This window comes from Anaeromyxobacter oryzae, from assembly GCF_023169945.1.
GTDB lineage: Bacteria > Myxococcota > Myxococcia > Myxococcales > Anaeromyxobacteraceae > Anaeromyxobacter > Anaeromyxobacter oryzae.
This window is the reverse complement of sequence record NZ_AP025591.1, coordinates 5,994,713-6,012,359: the sequence shown is the minus strand read 5'-3', so window position 1 is coordinate 6,012,359 and position 17,647 is coordinate 5,994,713. Positions and strand designations below refer to the sequence as shown.

The window sequence follows — 17,647 nt, the reverse complement described above, 5'->3', positions numbered from 1 at the left end:
GCACTACGCCCCGCCCCTACACCTCTCCCGCCTTCTCCGGCGCGTCCACGTCCTCCATCCCCTCGCGGCCGCGCTCGCCGCCGGCGGCGTACTCCTTCAGCCGGTACTGGATCTTCCGGACGCTGATCCCGAGGATCTCGGCGGCGCGCGACGTCGAGCCGCCCACCATCTCGAGCGTGCGGAGGATCGCCTCGCGCTCGATCTCGTACAGCGTCGCGCCGGGGATGAGGGCGCCGGGGGCGCGCTCGCGGGGGCGCGGCCCGCGGAGCGTCGGCGGGAGATCGTCGGCGGTGAGCTCGGTCGCCTTGCAGAGGACGACGGCGCGCTCGACCACGTTCTCGAGCTCGCGGACGTTGCCGGGCCAGTCGTGCGAGAGGAGCGCGTTCAGCGTACCGGGCGCGAGGCCGCGGATCTCCTTGCCGTAGGCCTTCGAGTACTTGTCGATGAAGTGCGAGACGAGCGCCGGGATGTCGCCCTTGCGCTGGCGCAGCGGCGGCAGCGTCACCGCCACGACGTTCAGGCGGTAGTAGAGGTCCTCGCGGAACTTCCCCCCCTTCACCTCGGCGGCGAGGTCGCGGTTCGTCGCCGCGACGAGGCGCACGTCCACCTTGATGGTCTGCGTGCCGCCGACGCGCTCGAACTCCTTCTGCTGGAGCACGCGGAGCAGCTTGATCTGGAGCGCCGGCGAGATGTCGCCGATCTCGTCGAGGAAGAGCGTGCCGCCGTCGGCGAGCTCGAACCGGCCCTCCTTGCGGCCCACGGCGCCGGTGAACGCGCCCTTCTCGTGACCGAAGAGCTCGGACTCGAGGAGCGTCTCGGACAGCGCGGCGCAGTTCACCTTGATGAACGGCTTGTCGGCGCGCGGGGACTCCTCGTGCAGCGCCTGCGCGATGAGCTCCTTGCCCGTGCCGGACTCGCCGAGGATGAGCACCGTCGCCCGCGTCGGCGCGGCGCGCTTCACCACCTCGTAGACCGCCTGCAGCTCCGGCGCGTCGCCGACGATGTTGTGGAACCGGTACCGCTCGCGCACGCGCTCGCGGAGGTTCGCCGTGTCGCGCTGGAGCCGGAGCTTCTCGAGGGCCTTCTCGAGGATCACCAGCACCGCGTTCACGTCGAGCGGCTTCACGAGGTAGTTCTCGGCGCCGGCCCGCATCGCCTCGACGGCCGCCTCGACGCTCGCGAACGCGGTCATCATGCAGAAGACCGCGTCGGACCCCTGCTCGCGCGCCCGCTTGAGGAGCGTGATGCCGTCCATCCGGGGCATGCGGACGTCCGCGAGCACGACCGCCGGCGCGAAGCCCGGGATCAGCGCGAGCGCCTCCTCGCCGTCGGCGGCCTCGGCCACCTCGTACCCTTCCTCCGTGAGGATGGTGCGGAGCGCGACGCGAGCGTTCTGCTCGTCGTCGACGACCAGGATCCGTTCCTTGCCCGTCCGGGCACCCGAATTCGGAATGGTCATTCTTCTCCTGGAGAGCGCAAAGCCTGCGGGGACCCGCAGGTTATGCATGATTCCGGCCCGAAGATCCAGAGGCAACGACGGGCCCAAGTCCTCGGGTGCACGAAGAAAACTTCGCCGCGCCCGCACGCAAGCTTCACTTACCCGCCGGCCACCCGTTGAGCATCGTGACCACGCCCCAGCCGGTCGTATGGCCGCCAGCGAAAACGCGCGCCCAACCCCTCGACGACGGAGCGGCAGTCGGCTTCGGAGACCCCCGGAAGGGCGACGGCGCTCGCGGCCACGTCCGGGAGACACCGGACCGCGCTCCGGATGAACGACTTCACCGCCTCGTACGCGCTCGCGCCGAACCGGCTCGGGCAGACGCGCGCGTAAGTCTCCGCGTCCGCGGCGTTCAGCGAGACCGACACCGCGTCGACTCCCGCCGCTGCGAGCAGCGGAGGGACGTCCCGCCCCTCCCGCAGGCTCGCGAGCCCGTCGGTGTCGACGCGGACGCGCCGGACGCCCGCCGCCTTGAGCCGGCGCGTGAGCTCGAGCAGGACGTCGAGCCGGCGCGTCGGTTCCCCGAAGCCGGTGAACACGACCTCGGAGCGACCGTCGAGGCCGGCGGACGTCGCCGCGGCCCAGACCGCGTCCACGTCCGGGTTCCGCTCGAGCCGGAGATCGTACGCGCCGAGGACGAAGCTGCCGTCGCGGATCTTCGGGCAGAACACGCACGCCAGCGTGCACGCACTCGTGATGTTCAGGTAGAGCGCGTCGCCGAGCGGATAGGCGAGCACGGGCTCGGTGGGCTTGTTCTCGGCGGTCCGCAAGTGCGCCCGGGTGAATAGCAGGAGGCCGTCGCGAGTGCCAGCATGGCCACCGTCGACGCGCCTCGTTCCCCGGGAGAACGCGCGAGCGCGCGCGCAGTTTCCCGAGCCGCGCGGGCTACTCGCCGTGATGCAGGTTCCCGCTGCAGGCGACGCAGTAGCGCGCCTCCGGGAGCGCGCGGAGGCGCTGGAGTCCCATCGGGCCGCCGCAGTTCAGGCAGTTTCCGTAACGACCTTCCTGGATGCGGGCGAGAGCTGCGTCGATCTCGGCGAGCTCGCGACGGACGCCGTCCGAGATCGGGTCCGGGAGGCCCTCGTAATCGGACCACCGGGCCGCGGGATCCGCGGGCGGGGCGAACGCCTGGGACTGGCTCAACGAGCGGCGGCGCCGCAGCAACACCTCGCGGGCTTCCGCCTCGATGCGACTCATGCCGGGATCGCTTTTCACGAGCCGTGCCCGCGCCCGAAACTCCGGCACATCCCTGGGTTTTTCCGGTCCGGCGCCGCCAGAGTTGCGTGCGAGGGATCAGCCGACGCATGGCTTGCGCAAGACCCAGACCGCCGGTCGCGGAGTTCAGCCGACCCGCTCCGGGTTCGTGGCGCGCCGGCCGTTGCGGCGCCTGACGAGGCCGCTCAGGGCCCGCAGCGCATCGACCGTGGTGAACAGCCCGACGACCTGCCCCCGATCCACGACCACCGCCGAGCCGAGCTTCCGCTGCGCCATCGTCCCGGCGACCTCGTCGAGCGCGGCGTCCGGCGCGACGACGTAAGGCTCCGGCGTCATCGCCTCGCGGACGGGCTCCGAGGCAGGGTCGACGCCCTTCAGCGTCTCGCAGAGGTACAGGTCCCGCTGGGAGAGCATGCCGACGAGCCGCCCGCCGTCCACCACCGGCAGATGGCGGATGCTCCGCTCGCGCATCACCCGGTGCGCCTCCGCGAGCGGCCGATCGCTGCCGATGACCACCGGTCCGAGCGTCATGAAGTTCTGGACAGTCAGCCGCCGCATGCCCTCCCCCCCCGGCCGGGCAGACTAGCAAGGGGGAGGCCACGGGGTGGCGACAGATCGCACCATCAGTGCAAGTGCGGCACCTCGCCGCCGTCGTGACACGGCCGGTGCGCCGGCTCGTCGAGCCCTGCGCGCCGGAGCTCGGCGCCGGTGACGGTGCCGAGGACGAGCCCGCCGAGCGCGACCGGCACGCACCCGAGCCCGCAGTCACACATCGTGAGGGCGACCTCCTCGAGCGTCGCGTCCGGCCGGACGGTCATGACCGGCACGGCCATCCGATCCGCGACGCGTTCGTCGCCCTCCGCGTTCGCGTTCCGCACGTCGCAGCGGCAGAGGATGCCGACCAGGTTGCCCTCGTCCATCACGAGGAGGTGCGCCGCGCCGGACGACGCGAGCAGCGCCGCCGCCTCCGAGAGGCGGGCTTCCGGCCGGATGGCCACGGGGTTCCGGTCCATCGCATCCGAGACGAAGGTCATGGGTCACCTCCTGCCGCGGAGGCGCCGCCGCCCGGGGCCGCGGGGGGAACGGCCTAGAGCGGAACGGTGTCCCGCGGCGTCTTGGTCGGCACCCGGATCGTCAGCACGGGACACGCGGAGCGGCGGAGGACGGCCTCGGCGACGCTCCCGATGAGCAGGCGCGAGAGTCCGGTGCGCCCGTGCGTCCCCATCACGATGAGGTCCGTGCCGCCGTCCCGCGCGATCCGCAGGATCGTGTCGGACGGCTCGCCGGACTCGACGCGCACCGAGAGCGATCTCGGTCGCGCGGCCGCGCGGATCAGCTGGTGCTCGACCTCGCGTTGCACCTCGATCCGCGTCTGCTCCCACCCGGGCTGGCCGGAGCCGACCGGCAGGAGCGCGAGCGCGTCGGGGCCGACGTAGCCCGGCGGCTCCCAGACGTGCAGCACCTCGACCTCGGCAGTGAACTTCCCCGCGAGGAAGGTCCCGTATTCGAGCGCCGCCCGCGCTGACGGCGAGAAGTCGATCGGGACCAGGATCCGGTTGATCGCGGCGGGCAAGCGCACCTCCACGGTGAGACCGCGTGCCCGCATCGTAGCACTGAAAGCGCCGTGCCGAGGTGAGGCGCCGGCGCGGTCCCGGGTGGAGCGCGCCGCGCCGGAGGCGCCCCGTTCCCGCCGACGGCACCCGTCCCAGTGACTCCCGCGGCCCGGCCTCCGGGCTGCTTCACCGCCTTCGCAGGACTCGCGACGCGAGCGCGTACCCGGCGCCGAGGGCACCGACCGCCGGCAGGAGCCACAGGCCTCGGCCGAGCCGGTGCTCGAGCACGTCCACCCGGTCCGCCGCGAGGAGCAGCACCCACCGGGTCGCTCGCTGCTCCGGGATGCGGTACGCGAGCCGCCGCAGCGCGCCCGACGCGAGGCGCGCCGGCTGTGCCGTCCCGAACACCGGCGTCAGGCGCCGGACGCCCGACGCGTCGAGCGCCGCGGTGTCCGGCTGCTGCGCGGGCACCTCCCAGTGCGCCCCCGGGTCCCGCTGCAGCGACCGCTCGCGCGGCACGCCGGGGCGCGCCGCCGGGGCGCTGTCCGGCGCCTGGCCCGGCGCGCGCTCGACGCGGCTCTCCCAGCCCTCGTCCATGCTCCGTCCCTCCCCTAGTGCACCGCGCCGCTCGGCACGAGCACGCACTTCACGCACCCGTCCGCCTTCGCCTCGAACAGCTGGTACGCGTGCGCCGCGTGCTCCAGGGGGAAGCGGTGCGTGATGAGCGCCTTGCCGTCGAGGCGCCCGGCGCGGACGTGCTGCAGCAGGTGCGGCATGTAGCGCTTCACGTTCGCCTGGCCCATCCGCAGCGTGAGCCCCTTGTTCATCGCGGCGCCGATGGGGACGAGGTTCGCGGGCGGACCGTACACCCCGACGATCGAGATCGTCCCGCCCTTGCGCACGGAGTGGATCGCCCAGTCCAGCACGACCGACGACCCCGGCGCGAGCTTGAGCTTGCGGCCGAGGAGCGTCTGCCACGGCGAGCCGGACGCCTCGAGCCCCACCGCGTCGATGCAGACGTCGGGACCGCGGCCGCCGTTCAGCTCGCGGAGGACCGCGATCGGATCCTTCACCTGGCCGAGGTCGACGATCTCCGCGCCTGCCCAGCGGCGCGCGAACTCGAGCCGCTCCGGCACGCGGTCGACCGCGACGACGCGCCCGGCCCCGAGGAGCCAGGCCGACCGCGCGGCGACGAGGCCGACGGGCCCGCAGCCGAACACGGCGATGGTGTCACCGTCCGTGATCCCCCCCATCTCCGCGGCCTGGTAGCCGGTGGGGAGGACGTCGGAGAGGAGCAGCACGTCCTCCTCGGTCATGTCCTCCGGGATCTTCATCGGCCCGACGTCGGCGAACGGGACGCGGACGTACTCCGCCTGGCCGCCGTCGTACCCGCCGGTCATGTGCGAGTAGCCGTACACGCCCGACGCGAGATCGCTCATCGGGTTCGAGGCCTCGCAGTCGCCGTACAGGCCGCGCTGGCAGTAGAAGCAGGTGCCGCACGAGATGTTGAACGGCACCACCACGCGGTCGCCGCGCACCAGGCTCCGGACGCCGGGCCCGATCTCCTCGACGACCCCGGTGAACTCGTGCCCGAACGTGGAGCCGACGCGCGTGTCGGGCACGAACCCGTGGTACAGGTGCAGGTCGGAGCCGCAGATCGCGGCGCGCGTCACGCGGAGGATCACGTCGTCCGGGTGCTCGACGCGGGGATCCGGCTTGTCCCGGACCTTCACGTGGTACGGCCCCTCGTACGTCAGCGCGCGCATGCTCCCCCCGATGCCTGCAAGGTTCGGCGGCGGCGGCGGGCCCGCAACGCCTGGCGGGCGCTGCGTCCGCCAGGCGGCCGTACCGGGCGCCGCCCGCTGGACGGAGGTAGACTCGAGGGCGTGTGCGGCCGGTTCACGCTGACGACGGAGGACGTCGCGGTCCTCGCCCGGGCCTGGGGCGCCGAGGTCGACGACGCGGTCCGCGCCGCGTGGCGCCCGCGCTTCAACGTGGCGCCCGGGGACGCGCACCTCGTGCTGCGGGCCGCGGACGGGGGCCGGCGCCTCGCCCGGGCGTCGTTCGGGCTCGCCGGCGCCGGCGGGAAGCTGCTCCTCAACGCGCGGATCGAGACCGCCGCGGGGACGCCGAGCTTCCGCGAAGCGTGGCGGCTCCGGCGCGGCGCGGTGCCGGCCGACGGCTTCTTCGAGTGGGACGGCCCGGGCGCGGCGCGCCGGCCGACGTGGTTCCACCGCCCCGACCGCGGGCCGCTGCTCCTCGCCGCGCTCTGGGGCGGCTCGCCGGGCGGGGGCATCGGGTTCGCGATCCTCACGACGGAGGCGGACGCGATCGTCCGGCCGGTCCACGACCGCATGCCGGTGATCGTCCCCTCGGGGCGGCTCGACGCGTGGCTCGCCGGTGCGCCGGGCGCCCTGCCCTGCCCGGACGTCCCGGCGCTCGTCGCCACGCGCGTCTCGCAGCGCGTGAACTCCGTCGCGAACGACGACGCGGCCTGTCTCGCGCCGGCCCCGCCGGACGCGCAGCGCACGCTGCTCTAGACGTCGAGCTCCGCGCTCGTCGCGATCCGGGCCCCCACCCCCGCGAGCAGCGCGTCCACCCCCGCGCCACGCTCCGGGAACACGGCGCGCGTCAGATCGTCGAGGACGACCACCTCGAAGCCCTCCGCCGCGGCGTCCACCGCGCTGGCCCGCACGCAGAAGTCGCGGGCGAGCCCCGCCAGGAACACGCGCCGCACGCCGCGCGCGGCGAGCCAGGCGCCGAGGCCGGTGGTCGGACGCCGCCCGTCCGGTCCGACGTTCTCGCGGAACGCGCTGTACGAGTCCACCTCGGGCCGGGTCCCCTTCCGCAGCAGGAGCGTCACCGCGGCGTCCGGGAAGCCGTCGTGGAGCGCCGCGCCGCGCGAGCCCTGCACGCAGTGGTCCGGCCAGAGCTCCTGCGGGCCCTCCGGCCGCGCGAGCGTCTCGAACGGCTTCCGGCCGGCGTGCGACGACGCGAACGACACGTGGCCGCGCGGGTGCCAGTCCTGGGTCGCGACGACCGTCGTGAACGCCGGCGCGAGCCGGGCGATGGGCGCGATGATCGCGTCTCCATCCGCGACGCCGAGCGCGCCGCCGGGCAGGAAGTCGTGCTGCAGGTCGACGACGAGGAGCGCGTCCTTCTCTCGATCGAGGCGCATGACCACCCATTTCTAACGCGCGTTCGTGCCGCGTGGACGCGCGTTCGCCGGCCGCCCGCCGCGCCCCCGGGCGGGGAGCCGACGCGCTGCGCCGGAAGCCCGTAGATCCGCGTTTCTGGGCGGAAATCCGATTGTCTCCGCCCGGTCCTTGAGCTAGCTTGCGCGCACCATGGACAAGATCTGGGTCAAGGACGTCAAGGAGGGAGAGCGCGCGAAGAGCGTCTTCCTCGTCGCCCGCAAGGCCGTCCCGACCGCGAAGAGCGGGAAGACGTACCTCTCGGTCACGTTCCAGGACAAGACCGGCGAGCTCGAGGCCCGCGCGTTCGAGAAGATCGAGGAGCTCGGAGCCTCGTTCGACGAGAAGGACTACGTCGAGGTCGAGGGGCCGATCGGCGCGTTCCAGGGCAAGCCGCAGCTCCGGATCGAGACCGTGGCGAAGGTCGATCCCGCGACGCTCGACGCCGCGGAATTCGTGTGGGTGCCGCCGCCGGAGCCGAAGAAGCCGGAGAAGACCGGTCCGTCCGAGGTCGAGGAGACGCTCTGGAAGGAGCTGCTCGGGCTCGTCGACGTGATCGCCGATCCGCACGTGAAGGATCTCGTGAAGGCGTTCCTCGACGACGACGACGTCGCGAGCCGCCTCCGCCGCGCGCCCGCCGCGAAGACCGTCCACCACGCCTACCCGGGCGGCCTGCTCGAGCACACGGTCTCGTGCCTGAAGCTCGCCCACCGGCTCGCCGACCACTTCCCGCAGGTCGATCGCGATCTGCTCGTCGCGGGCGCGTTCTTCCACGACCTCGGCAAGATCCGCGAGCTGTCGGGCGAGCGGAGCACCGAGTACACCGACGAGGGCCGACTGGTCGGCCACCTCGTCATGACGGCGCAGTGGATCCACGACAAGGCCCGCCGGGTCGGCGCGTCGCGAGACCTCGAGCACCACATCGTCCACATGGTCCTCGCGCACCACGGGCGCATCGAGTACGGCTCGCCCAAGGTCCCGATGACGCTCGAGGCCCTCCTCACGCACACCATCGACGAGCTCGACAGCCGCGTGAACTCCTGGCTCAACCTGATGGGCCGCGAGGGCGGGAACCGGCGCTGGACCGACTCGAACAACGTCTACGAGCAGACGATCTGGCGCGGCAACCTCCCGACCGTCCAGGTCGAGAAGAAGGGCCCGCCGGCCGAGCTCATGACGCCGGTGATCTACGTGCCGCGCGAGCCCGGCCAGGGCGGCGGCGCGCCCAAGAACAAGAAGCCGAAGGAGAAGCGCCGCCCGGAGCCCCGTCCCCAGCAGCAGGCGGCGGCGGCGGGCGAGGCGAGGCCGGCGGAGGCCGGCGCCGCCGCGGAGGCGCGGCCCGAGGGCGCGCCGGCGCCGGCGCCACGCCCGGAGCGGCCCGAGCGCTCGGAGCGGCCGGACCGGGGCCCCCGCGAGCACCGCGGCTTCGGCGGCGGCGGCTTCGGCGACAAGAAGCGCGGCTACACCGGCCCGCGGCTGCCCGGCGACAAGGGCCCGCAGCACCGGCCCGCGGAGAAGAAGCTGACGCACAATCCGTTCGCCGCCCTCGCGCAGAAGCTCGAGGAGACGGGGAAGCCGAAGGCCGAGGAGGCGCCCGCCCCGGCGGAGGCTGCCGCTCCTGCCGAGGCGCCGGCCCCGCCGCCTGCCCCCGAGCAGGCGCAGGCCCCCGCGGAGACGCCCACGCCCGAGGCCAAGACCGGCGAGTAGTCGTAGAATCGCCCCTCGCCCTCCGACGGGCCCGGGCGCGCGCGAGCGCGCCGCCGGGCGCGGGGGGGCGGGAGGCGCACCCGGCATGGTCCCGTTCGGCCGCATCGCGGCGATCTTCGACGTCGACGACTCGCTCCTCGACGGGAACGCCGGTACCATCTTCACCTGGTACCTCTACAGCGAGAAGGTGATGCGCCCGGAGATGCGCTCCCGCGTCCCGCGCATCATCTACGAGTACGCGCGCAACCGGCTGACCGAGCAGGACATGGTCGAGGTCGGGTCGCGGTGCCAGCAGGGCCTCTACGCGGACGTCGTGAAGGCGCACGCGCACGCCTGCTTCGAGAAGCACCTGCGGAAGCGGATCACCTCCGGCGCGATCCGGCAGATCCGGAAGCACCTCCTCTCCGGCCACTTCGTCGTCATCGCGTCGGGCTCGTCGCAGTACATCATCGACGAGGTGGGGAGCCACCTCCGCGTCCACGCCGCGATCGGGACCCGCACCAAGATCGTGGACGGGAAGATCACCGACCAGATCATCCCGCCCGTCGTGTTCCGGGACGGGAAGCGCGACGCGGTGGAGCGGGTCGCGGAGAAGTGGGACCTCGATCTCTCGAAGAGCTTCCTCTACTCCGACTCCGCGGCCGACGCGCCGCTGTTCGAGGCGGTGGGAACGCCGGTCGTGGTGAACCCGAAGGCGCCGTTCCGCACCCTCGCGGAGCGGCGCGGCTGGGAGATCGTGCACTGGAAGGAGCGGAACAAGCCCGGGGCCGAGCCGGACCTGGCCGACGAGTGGGGCAGCTGGGAGGGGTGACGCGCTTCCGGCGCCGGGCGGCCGGGTCAGGCGAGCCGGAACAGCCGCCGCGTGTTCTCCGTCGTGAGCTCGCCGACCTCCTCGACGGAGACCCCCCAGATCTCGGCGACCTTCCTCGCCGTCTCCGCCACGTACGCGGGCTCGTTCCGCTTGCCGCGGTGCGGGATCGGCGCGAGGAACGGGCAGTCGGTCTCGATCAGCAGGCGGTCGCGCGGGACGATGCGGACGGCCTCGCGGATCGCCTCGGCCGTCTTGAACGTGACGACGCCCGCGACGGAGATGAACAGCCCGAGGTCGAGGTAGGCGCGCGCGGCGGTCGCGTCGCCGGTGAAGCAGTGGATGACGCCGCCAGCGCCGGGGACGCCCTCGCTCCGGAGCACGTTCGCGCAGACGGCGTCCGCTTCCCGGACGTGCACCACGAGCGGCTTCGCCGCCGCCCGGGCGATCCGGACCGAGCGCCGGAAGGCGCCCTCCTGCACGTCACGCGGCGAGTGATCGTAGTGGAAGTCGAGCCCGGTCTCGCCGACCGCCACGACGCGCGGATCGCGCGCGGCGGCCTCGCAGGCGAGCCAGTCGGGCTCCGGGACGCGGGCGGCCTCGTGCGGGTGGATGCCGACCGTCGCCGCGAAGAGCGCGGGATCGCGCGCGGCGAGCTCGAGCGCGTTGCCGAAGTCTCCGGGCTTCCGCCAGAGCCCGACGCAGACGATCCGCTCGACGCCCGCGGCCCGGGCGCGCGCGATCACCGCGTCGAGGTCGCCGGCGTAGTCGTCGAAGTCGAGGTGGGCGTGGGAATCGATGAGGCGCATGCGAGCACTCCCTGGCGCCCCACGACTCCGGGCCGTGGCGCGGCCCTACGCTCGGGGCGAACGGGACCTGGACGGGCCGGCGACACGCGCCCTCACTTCACCCGCGTCCCCGGCGCGATGGAGTCCCCCACCGTGACGACGGACAGGTTCGGCGCCTCGCCGGCGGCGAGGAGCATCCCGTGCGAGGTGATGCCGCGGAGCGGCCGCGGCGCGAGGTTCGCGACCACGATGATCCGCCGGCCGACGAGCGCCTGCGGATCCGGGTACGCCTGCGCGATCCCGGCGACGATGGTCCGCGCCTCGGGCTCGCCGACGTCCACCGAGAGCTTCAGGAGCTTGTCCGCCTTCTCGACCTTCTCGGCCGCCTTCACCAGGCCGACGCGCAGCTCCACCTTCGCGAAGTCGTCGTAGAGGATCACCCCGGGCGGCGGGGGCGGCGCCGCCTTCGCGGTCGATCGGGTCGCCGTCTCGGCGGGGCTCGCCGCCTTCGCGACCCTGGGCGGCTCCTTCGCCTCGGCGGGCGCGACGATGAGCTTCTCCACCTGCTTCGGGTCGACCGGCAGGATCGCCGGCGGCTTCGCGGCGAACCGGACGGGCGCGCCGTCGAAGGGCGTGAACCCCTCGGGCCAGGCGAGGGGGACGCCCCCGAGCGCCTCGGCCAGACCCGCGGCGAACCGCGGCATGACCGGCCCGAGCATCACCGCGATCGCGTGGAGCGCCTTCGTGAGGTCGTACAGGAGCGCCTGCGTCGCGGGCGCGTCCGGCGTCTCCCACGGCTTGTTGTCCTGCAGCGCCTTGTTCGCGACGTCCGCGAGGTCGTTCACGGCGCGGAGCGCGGCCCGGTACTCGAGGTCGCGGTACGCGGCGCGGCTCGCCGTCAGCGCGGCCGCGACCTGCGCCCGGTCGAACCGCGGCGTGCCGCCCGAGGCGGAGACGCCGCCGAGCTTCGCGACCGGCGCGTGGAGGCGCGACGCGAGGTTCGCGATCCTCTTCTGGAGGTCGGCGTTGACGCGGTTCCTGAACTCCTCGAGGGAGAGGTCGATGTCGAAGATGCCCGGCGAGAGGTTCGACGCGTAGAAGTACCGGAGCAGCTCGGGGTCGAGCCCGGAGTCGAGGTACGTCTTGCCCGTGATGAACGTGCCGCGGGACTTCGACATCTTCTCGCCGTTCACGGTGAGGTGGCCGTGCACCGGCATCCGGTCCGGGCGCTTGAGGCCGGTGGCCCAGAGCATCGCCGGCCAGAACACCGCGTGGAAGCGGAGGATGTCCTTCCCGATGAAGTGCTCCATCCGGCTCGGCGTGCCCACGGCGAGGTAGCGCTTCTCGAACTCCGCCGGAGCGAGGCGCTGCCCGGCCGGCGCCTCGTCCTTGAAGTAGTGCTCGGCGGACGAGAGGTAGCCGATGGGCGCGTCGACCCAGACGTAGAGATACTTGCCCGCGAACTCCGGGTCGTTCACGGGGAACCCGAAGTACGGCTCGTCGCGCGTGATGCACCAGTCCTGGAGGTCGGCGAGCCAGCCCTTCACCTGCTCGCGCACGGACGGGACGAGGTGCCCCTCCGCGTTCACCCATCCGTCGATGACGGCGAAGACCTCGGGCTTGCGGAGGTTCACGTACGCGTGATCGCTCGTCCGGACGATCGGCGGATTCCCGCAGATCGCGCAGTACGGGGCCTTGAGATCGCGCGGGTCGTAGGTCGTCCCGCAGGACTCGCAGACGTCGCCGTACTGGTCCGGCGTCTTGCAGACCGGGCACGTGCCCTTCACGAACCGGTCCGGCAGGAAGCGCCGGTCGGTCTCGCAGTAGAGCTGCTCGACGGACTTCTTGTAGATGAGCCCCTTCGCCTTGAGCGCGTCGTAGACGCGGTACGCCCAGCGCCGGTTCTCCTCGGAGTCCGTCGTGTAGTACGTCGAGAACTCGACCCCGAAGCGCGCGAAGTCCGCGTGCTGCTCGGCGCGGTACTTCTCGACGAACGCCTTCGGCGTGACCCCGGCCTTCGCGGCGTTCACTTCGATGGGCGTGCCGTGCGAGTCGGCGGCGCAGACGTAGGTCACGTCGTCGCCGCAGGCGCGGCGGAACCGGACGTAGACGTCCGTCTGGATGTACTCGACGAGGTGCCCGAGGTGGATCGAGCCGTTCGCGTACGGCAGCGCGCTCGTGACGAGGATTCGCTCGCTCAAGCACTGCTCCTTTCCCGTGTCTCGGCGGCGAGGAGGCCGACGAGGACCCGCTCGAGGCGGATCCGGCCGTCCTGGCCGCTCTTCATGGCGACGTCGGCCTCGGCGAGGCCGGCGAGGGCGTCGAGCAGCTCTCCCCTCGAGAACCGCAGCGACGCCTGGTACTTCATCCAGAACCCGTAGGGCTTCTTCCCCTTGGCCTCGTCGTCGGGGACGGTGGGGAACACCTCGGCCTCCCACTCGCGGGCGGAGCGGATGGGCCGGTCGCCGGCGACGCGGCGGGCCCGCTCCCGCTCGACGAGCATGCGGCGCACGGTCGACGCCAGCGAGCCGAGCAGCATGAACGGGCTCGCGCCGTCGGCGATGGACCGGTCGAGGACGCCCATCGCGGCCGCGAGGTCGCGCGCCTCGACCGCGTTCCCGAGGGCGAAGAACGGGTCCGCCGCGACGCGGGTCACGACCTGATCCACGTCCGCCGCCCCGATCACCTTCCGGTCGCCCACGTAGGCGGCGAGCTTCTGCACCTCCGAGGCGAGGACCCGCGCGTCGTCGCCGACCAGCTCGGCGAGGCGCGCCTCCCCCCGCCCGTCCACGCGCTTGCCCGTGCCGGCGAGGAGCGACTCGAGCACCGGCCCGAGCACGAGGCGCTGGGCGTCCCACTGCCCCTCCTTCTCGACCTGGGTCGTGACGCGGCGCCCGGCGGCGGCGAGCTTCTTCACGACGGGGAGCCGCCCGTCCACCTTGCCCGCGGCGATGACGAGCACGTGGCCGGGCGGGAAGCCCTTCGCGAGCGCGGCGTCGAGCGCGCCGGAGTCGTCGCCCTTCGCGACCTTGAGCTCGCGCTCCTGCGCGTAACGCGCGGCCTCGTCGACGAAGCGCGACGCGGCGGCGTCGAGCGCGACGCCGAGCTCCGAGGCGAGCGCCTCCTTCGTCTCGTGGGCGACCGCCCCGTCCGGACCCGGCGCGAGCGCCTTCGCCCCGACGCCGGCCTTCCCGGCGAGGGCGAGCAGGCGCCGCGCCGCGTCCCGCTGCCGCCCGTCGAACCAGGCCTTCTGCGCGGCGGCGAACGCCTCCGCCGCGTCCTCCTTCGACGCGAGGAACGCCGGCTCCTGGACGAGGACCACCTTGCCGCCGCCGAAGAGGCCGCCGGTGGCGAGCTCCGCCGCGACCTCGGCCGGCGACGCGGCGGCGTCCAGCTCGACGAGGTTCAGCGCGCGCGACGCCGCCGGCACGAGGGCGCCCGCGAGCTCGCGCGCCGCGCGGAGCGCGAGGAACGCGTCGCCGTCGAACAGGTACACCGGCTGCGGCCTCCCGGCCTTCGCGTCGGCGAGGCAGACCTCGAGCGTCGCACCCGCCGCGGCCCGGCCGCCCCCGCCCCTAGGCCCGGCCATGGAACCACCCGATGAGGAGCCGCTCGAGGGCGAGCACGGGAGACGCATTCTGCCGGAGCGCCGCGGCGGTGCGCTGGACCTCCGCCCGCCGCCGGACGACCTCCGCGGGCGCGAGCGCGCCGGCCGCGCGCCGCGTCGCGGCCTCCAGCTCCGCGAGCGCGAGCCGGTCACCGCCCGCCCGCGCCGCGAGGACGTCCCGGAGCCAGAGCGCGAGGAGCTCGCAGAGCTCCGCGGCTTGCTGCCGGTCCTCGCCGTGCGCCTTCGCGAACGCGAGCCACGCGCCGGCGTCGCCGGGATCGAGCGCCACCGCGGCGAGCACCGAGTCGCGCAGCGCGCCGAGCTCCTCGGGATCGAGCGCGAGGGCGCGGCCGAGCGAACCCCCGGCGAGCGCCGCCGCGAGCCGGGCCTCCTCCGGCGCGCGCCCGTCGGCCCGGAGCCGCGCCTCCACGATCTCCGCCGGGATCGGCCCGAACGGCACCCGCAGGCACCGGGAGCGGATCGTCGGCAGGAGCCGGTCCGGGCTCGCCGCGACGAGCACCAGCGTCGTGTCGTCCGGCGGCTCCTCCAGTGTCTTGAGGAGCGCGTTCTGCGCCTGCGGGTTCATCGCGTCCGCGGGATCGACGATGACGAACCGGCGCCGGCCCTCGAACCGCTTCATCGCGAGCCGGTGGTCGACGAGATCGCGGACCTGGTCGACCACGACGTCCCGCGAGGGCGTGCGGCCGCCCTTCGGCTCCCACCGGCCCTCCTTGGCCATCGTGCGCTCGTCGCGGAGCACGAAGACGTCGGGGTGCAGGCCGCGCCCGATCTTCCGGCACGGGCCGCAGGTGCCGCACGCGTCGTCGCGGAAGCCCGCCGGACCGCCCTCCCCGGCTTCGCAGTTCGCCGCCTGCGCGAGCACCCGGGCGACGATGGCCTTCCCGGTGCCCTCCGGGCCACCGAAGAGGTAGGCGTGGTGGAGCGCGCCGCGCCGGAGCGCGGACCGGAGGGAGGCGAGCGCGCGATCCTGCGCGATGATCTCCGCGAACGGCATGGGCGGCGCGGAAGATAGCATAAGGGGCCGGCAGGTCAGGCGCTTCCGGCGCAGCCCCGGCGGTCACCGCGCTGCGGGTCCGGCACGGCGGCGTGCGCCGCGGCGGCCTCGCGCCCGGGCGGGCACAGCTAGGACAGCCGGCCCGCGAGCCGGGCGATGGCGGCCGTGAGCGCGGACGGCTCGACCGGCTTCGCGAGGTAGAGCTGGTACCCGGCCTCCAGCGCGCGGCGCCGCTCGTCGCCCTGCGTGTACGCCGTGAGCGCCGCGGCAGGGACGTCCCCGCCGCGGGCCGCCTCGAGCGCGCGGATCCGTGCGATGAGCGCGTAGCCGTCCTCGCCGGGCATGCCGAGGTCGGAGAGCACCACGTCGGGCGGCCGGGCGGCGAACGCCTCGATCGCCTCTCGCGCGGAGGCCGCGGCCACGACCTGCGCCCCGGCCTGCTCGAGCACCTGCCGGACGACCTCCACGGTGTCGGGATCGTCGTCGACCACGAGGACGCGCACGCGGGCGAGCGCCGCGAGCGGGGCCGCGGCGTCCACGACGGGCAGCGAGCCGGCGACGTCGCGGGCGCGGTGGGGCTTCGGCACGAGCAGCGGGAGGCGCACCGTGAACGTGGCGCCGCGGCCCGGACCGTCGCTCGCTGCTGCGACGGTCCCCCCGTGCGCCTCCACGAGGTGCCGGACGATGGCGAGGCCGAGGCCGAGGCCGCCGTGCGCGCGCGTGGAGGAGGAGTCCGCCTGCCGGAACCGCTCGAACACGTGCGGAAGGAAGGCGGAGTCGATCCCGGCGCCAGTGTCCTTCACCCGGATCGCCACCGCGTCACCCTCCTGGTCGAGCCGGACCTCCACGCGGCCGCCGCGCTTCGTGAACTTGATGCCGTTCGCGAGCAGGTTCCAGACGACCTGCTGGAGGCGCCCGGGATCTCCGGCGACGGGGCCGGCGCGCGGCATCAGCACCGCTGCGATCCCGATCTCGCGCGCGACCGCGGCCGGCCGCACCGCGTCGATCGCCGCCTCGATCACGGGCACGAGGTCCACCGGCCGCACGTCGAGCCGGAGCTGGCCGCGCACGATGCGCGAGACGTCGAGCAGGTCGTCCACGATCTGGGCCTGAGCCGAGGCGCTCCGCTCGATGGTCTCGACGGCGCGCGCGGTCGCCGTGGCGTCGAGCTTGCCCAGGCGCAGCAGGCGGGCCCACCCGAGAACCGCGTTGAGCGGCGTCCGGAGCTCGTGCGAGACCGTGGCGACGAACTCGTCCTTCGCGCGATCCGCACGCTCCGCGGCGTCGCGCGCCTGGCGCTCGGCCTCGACCAGCAGCTGCCGCTCGCCCTCGGCGCTCCGGCGCGTCGCCTCGAGCTCCTCCCGGAGCGCCGCGAGGGTCGCCACCTCTCGCCGCCGCCGCGCCCGGGACGGGATCCAGCCGCCGAGGAACCCGATCCCGGCCGCGCCGGCGAGCGCGACGCCGGCGGCGAGCGCGCGCCCGTCCCCCACGAGCAGGATGGCGAGCCCGGCGACGGCGAGCAGCCCCGCGAGCGCCGCGACCGCCTTCGCCGCGGGAAGCGCGAGCGCGAACGACCGCCCGGAGTGTGCTGGCCCAGGATGCATGGCGCGCGACGGCTCCCTCCCTACATAAGGGCGCGCCGCCGCGACACCCGACCTCGTGGGGGGTCGGGTGTGCGCCGCTGTGGGCGGGTGAAATGGACTCCCGCGGCCGGGCCGGTATCATGGCCCCCTCGGAGCGCCCATGAACATCACGCCCCTCGACATCACGCAGAAGCAGTTCAAGACGGCCTTCCGTGGCCTCGACCGCGAGGAGGTGGAGGGCTTCCTCGCCCTCGTCGCCGCCGAGTTCGAGGCGCTCGTGAAGGAGAACCTCGCCCTCCGCGAGGACAACCGACGGAAGGCCGAGGACATCGTAGAGTACAAGGGCCGCGAGCGGGCGCTGCAGGAGACGCTCGTCACCGCCCAGAAGGCGTCCGAGGAGATCCGCGAGTCCGCGCGCAAGGAGGCGGAGATCACCATCTCCGACGCCGAGCTGCAGGCGGAGAAGATCGTCCAGGGCGCCCACTCGCGCTTCCTGCGCATCGTGGACGACATCAACGAGCTGAAGCGCCAGCGCGTCCAGTTCGAGGCGAACGTGCGGACGCTCGTCGAGAGCCACCTGAAGCTCATCGAGGCCTTCCGCGAGCCCTCCCGCGAGGAGGCGGTGCAGTTCATGCCCGCCGCGCGGAAGCGCGTGGCCGACGAGTAGAGCTTCGGGAGT

Annotated in this window: 18 protein-coding genes; 4 read left to right on the top strand and 14 right to left on the bottom strand. The window is 73.8% G+C overall.

Features of this window, described 5'->3' with window-relative positions; translation table 11 throughout:
- Positions 1-16: 16 nt before the first annotated feature.
- From AMOR_RS26340 to AMOR_RS26305, 8 genes are all read right to left on the bottom strand, one after another.
- Positions 17-1,459 carry a sigma-54-dependent transcriptional regulator gene (locus tag AMOR_RS26340; RefSeq protein WP_248355658.1) on the bottom strand — a complete coding sequence of 481 codons (1,443 nt, stop codon included), beginning with the start codon at positions 1,457-1,459 and terminating at the stop codon, positions 17-19.
- A gap of 137 nt (positions 1,460-1,596) precedes the next feature.
- Positions 1,597-2,268 carry a TatD family nuclease-associated radical SAM protein gene (locus AMOR_RS26335; protein WP_248355656.1) on the bottom strand — a complete coding sequence of 224 codons (672 nt, stop codon included), beginning with the start codon at positions 2,266-2,268 and terminating at the stop codon, positions 1,597-1,599.
- A gap of 115 nt (positions 2,269-2,383) precedes the next feature.
- On the bottom strand, positions 2,384-2,695 hold the full coding sequence (locus AMOR_RS26330; RefSeq protein ID WP_248355654.1) for a TraR/DksA family transcriptional regulator: 312 nt from the start codon (positions 2,693-2,695) through the stop codon (positions 2,384-2,386).
- Between the two features lie 144 nt (positions 2,696-2,839).
- Positions 2,840-3,271, bottom strand: coding sequence for a CBS domain-containing protein (locus AMOR_RS26325; protein WP_248355651.1), 432 nt, complete (start codon positions 3,269-3,271; stop codon positions 2,840-2,842).
- Positions 3,272-3,336: 65 nt separating this feature from the next.
- The gene (locus tag AMOR_RS26320) at positions 3,337-3,747 is read right to left on the bottom strand and encodes a CBS domain-containing protein (RefSeq protein ID WP_248355649.1); all 411 of its coding nucleotides are present in this window, start codon (positions 3,745-3,747) and stop codon (positions 3,337-3,339) included.
- Positions 3,748-3,800: 53 nt separating this feature from the next.
- On the bottom strand, positions 3,801-4,292 hold the full coding sequence (locus AMOR_RS26315; protein WP_248362614.1) for a universal stress protein: 492 nt from the start codon (positions 4,290-4,292) through the stop codon (positions 3,801-3,803).
- 160 nt (positions 4,293-4,452) lie between these two features.
- Complete coding sequence (locus AMOR_RS26310; RefSeq protein WP_248355647.1) at positions 4,453-4,863, bottom strand: hypothetical protein; 411 nt, start codon at positions 4,861-4,863, stop codon at positions 4,453-4,455.
- Positions 4,864-4,877: 14 nt separating this feature from the next.
- Positions 4,878-6,032, bottom strand: a complete 1,155-nt coding sequence (locus AMOR_RS26305; RefSeq protein ID WP_248355645.1) for a zinc-dependent alcohol dehydrogenase — start codon at positions 6,030-6,032, stop codon at positions 4,878-4,880.
- A gap of 120 nt (positions 6,033-6,152) precedes the next feature.
- Here AMOR_RS26305 and AMOR_RS26300 point away from each other — a divergent pair, with 120 nt between their 5' ends.
- Positions 6,153-6,806 carry an SOS response-associated peptidase gene (locus AMOR_RS26300; protein ID WP_248355643.1) on the top strand — a complete coding sequence of 218 codons (654 nt, stop codon included), beginning with the start codon at positions 6,153-6,155 and terminating at the stop codon, positions 6,804-6,806.
- Here the strand turns inward: AMOR_RS26300 and AMOR_RS26295 are convergent.
- On the bottom strand, positions 6,803-7,444 hold the full coding sequence (locus AMOR_RS26295) for a nicotinamidase (RefSeq protein ID WP_248355641.1): 642 nt from the start codon (positions 7,442-7,444) through the stop codon (positions 6,803-6,805). The genes AMOR_RS26300 and AMOR_RS26295 overlap by 4 nt on opposite strands.
- A gap of 169 nt (positions 7,445-7,613) precedes the next feature.
- On the opposite strand from AMOR_RS26295, the gene AMOR_RS26290 reads away from it, so the two are divergent.
- Entirely contained in the window at positions 7,614-9,167 is a 1,554-nt protein-coding gene (locus AMOR_RS26290) for a 3'-5' exoribonuclease YhaM family protein (RefSeq protein WP_248355639.1), read from the top strand.
- Positions 9,168-9,252: 85 nt separating this feature from the next.
- Entirely contained in the window at positions 9,253-9,978 is a 726-nt protein-coding gene (locus AMOR_RS26285) for an HAD family hydrolase (RefSeq protein WP_248355638.1), read from the top strand.
- A gap of 26 nt (positions 9,979-10,004) precedes the next feature.
- Here AMOR_RS26285 and AMOR_RS26280 read toward each other — a convergent pair whose 3' ends face one another.
- The 5 genes from AMOR_RS26280 to AMOR_RS26260 form a co-directional block, all read right to left on the bottom strand.
- Positions 10,005-10,784, bottom strand: a complete 780-nt coding sequence (locus tag AMOR_RS26280) for a TatD family hydrolase (protein ID WP_248355636.1) — start codon at positions 10,782-10,784, stop codon at positions 10,005-10,007.
- Positions 10,785-10,876: 92 nt separating this feature from the next.
- Positions 10,877-12,964, bottom strand: a complete 2,088-nt coding sequence (gene metG, locus AMOR_RS26275; RefSeq protein ID WP_248355635.1) for a methionine--tRNA ligase — start codon at positions 12,962-12,964, stop codon at positions 10,877-10,879.
- Positions 12,961-14,352, bottom strand: coding sequence for a DNA polymerase III subunit delta (locus AMOR_RS26270; RefSeq protein ID WP_248355633.1), 1,392 nt, complete (start codon positions 14,350-14,352; stop codon positions 12,961-12,963). The genes metG and AMOR_RS26270 overlap by 4 nt, the downstream gene beginning before the upstream one ends.
- Positions 14,339-15,385, bottom strand: a complete 1,047-nt coding sequence (gene holB, locus AMOR_RS26265) for a DNA polymerase III subunit delta' (protein ID WP_248355631.1) — start codon at positions 15,383-15,385, stop codon at positions 14,339-14,341. Before holB ends, AMOR_RS26270 begins: the two co-directional genes overlap by 14 nt.
- A 128-nt stretch (positions 15,386-15,513) precedes the next feature.
- Positions 15,514-16,989 (bottom strand): ATP-binding response regulator, encoded by a 1,476-nt coding sequence (locus tag AMOR_RS26260; RefSeq protein ID WP_248355629.1) that lies wholly within the window; start codon positions 16,987-16,989, stop codon positions 15,514-15,516.
- A gap of 139 nt (positions 16,990-17,128) precedes the next feature.
- Here AMOR_RS26260 and AMOR_RS26255 point away from each other — a divergent pair, with 139 nt between their 5' ends.
- A complete protein-coding gene (locus AMOR_RS26255; RefSeq protein ID WP_248355628.1) occupies positions 17,129-17,635 on the top strand; it encodes a DivIVA domain-containing protein in 507 nt (168 codons plus the stop codon).
- Positions 17,636-17,647 lie beyond the last annotated feature (12 nt).

Excerpts from the sequence above, each read along its gene's own strand:
- AMOR_RS26285 (WP_248355638.1), top strand. The coding sequence starts at position 9,253 with ATGGTCCCGTTCGGCCGCATCGCGGCGATCTTCGACGTCGACGACTCG.
- AMOR_RS26280 (WP_248355636.1), bottom strand. The coding sequence starts at position 10,784 with ATGCGCCTCATCGATTCCCACGCCCACCTCGACTTCGACGACTACGCC.
- AMOR_RS26320 (WP_248355649.1), bottom strand. The coding sequence starts at position 3,747 with ATGACCTTCGTCTCGGATGCGATGGACCGGAACCCCGTGGCCATCCGG.
- AMOR_RS26255 (WP_248355628.1), top strand. The coding sequence starts at position 17,129 with ATGAACATCACGCCCCTCGACATCACGCAGAAGCAGTTCAAGACGGCC.
- AMOR_RS26330 (WP_248355654.1), bottom strand. The coding sequence starts at position 2,695 with ATGAGTCGCATCGAGGCGGAAGCCCGCGAGGTGTTGCTGCGGCGCCGC.
- holB (WP_248355631.1), bottom strand. The coding sequence starts at position 15,385 with ATGCCGTTCGCGGAGATCATCGCGCAGGATCGCGCGCTCGCCTCCCTC.
- AMOR_RS26290 (WP_248355639.1), top strand. The coding sequence starts at position 7,614 with ATGGACAAGATCTGGGTCAAGGACGTCAAGGAGGGAGAGCGCGCGAAG.
- AMOR_RS26305 (WP_248355645.1), bottom strand. The coding sequence starts at position 6,032 with ATGCGCGCGCTGACGTACGAGGGGCCGTACCACGTGAAGGTCCGGGAC.
- AMOR_RS26325 (WP_248355651.1), bottom strand. The coding sequence starts at position 3,271 with ATGCGGCGGCTGACTGTCCAGAACTTCATGACGCTCGGACCGGTGGTC.
- AMOR_RS26270 (WP_248355633.1), bottom strand. The coding sequence starts at position 14,352 with ATGGCCGGGCCTAGGGGCGGGGGCGGCCGGGCCGCGGCGGGTGCGACG.
- AMOR_RS26260 (WP_248355629.1), bottom strand. The coding sequence starts at position 16,989 with ATGCATCCTGGGCCAGCACACTCCGGGCGGTCGTTCGCGCTCGCGCTT.
- AMOR_RS26340 (WP_248355658.1), bottom strand. The coding sequence starts at position 1,459 with ATGACCATTCCGAATTCGGGTGCCCGGACGGGCAAGGAACGGATCCTG.
- AMOR_RS26310 (WP_248355647.1), bottom strand. The coding sequence starts at position 4,863 with ATGGACGAGGGCTGGGAGAGCCGCGTCGAGCGCGCGCCGGGCCAGGCG.
- AMOR_RS26295 (WP_248355641.1), bottom strand. The coding sequence starts at position 7,444 with ATGCGCCTCGATCGAGAGAAGGACGCGCTCCTCGTCGTCGACCTGCAG.